1 protein-coding gene is annotated in these 432 nt (G+C 60.2%); it reads left to right on the top strand.

The annotated features are described in order from the left end of the window. Nucleotides 1-432: S41 family peptidase (locus J5M71_RS28790; protein ID WP_243434406.1), on the top strand; the 432-nt coding region annotated here is incomplete at both ends.

Raw genomic sequence — 432 nt, 5'->3', positions numbered from 1 at the left:
CAAGATCATCGGCGTTGCCCAAGGCAATAAAGAGATGGTCGACGTGGTCGGCTGGCGCCTGGACGAAGTGGTCAAACTGATTCGCGGTCCGAAAGGCACCGTGGTGCGCCTGGAAGTGATCCCGGCGAGCAATGCGCCGAACGACCAGACCACCAAGATCGTGCCGATCACCCGTGAAGCGGTGAAGCTCGAAGACCAGGCCGTGAAGAAGTCGATTCTCAGCCTGAAACAGGACGGCAAGGACTACAAACTCGGCGTGATCGAGATCCCGGCCTTCTACCTCGACTTCAAGGCCTTCCGTGCCGGCGATCCGGACTACAAGAGCACCACTCGCGACGTCAAGAAGCTGCTCACCGAGCTGCAGAAGGACAAAGTCGACGGCGTAGTCATCGACCTGCGCAACAACGGCGGCGGCTCCCTGCAGGAAGCCAC

Source organism: Pseudomonas sp. 43(2021) (assembly GCF_017490805.1).
In the GTDB taxonomy this organism is placed as follows: domain Bacteria; phylum Pseudomonadota; class Gammaproteobacteria; order Pseudomonadales; family Pseudomonadaceae; genus Aquipseudomonas.
Note: the sequence above shows the minus strand (reverse complement) of the source record. Positions and strands in the feature narration are given on the sequence as shown.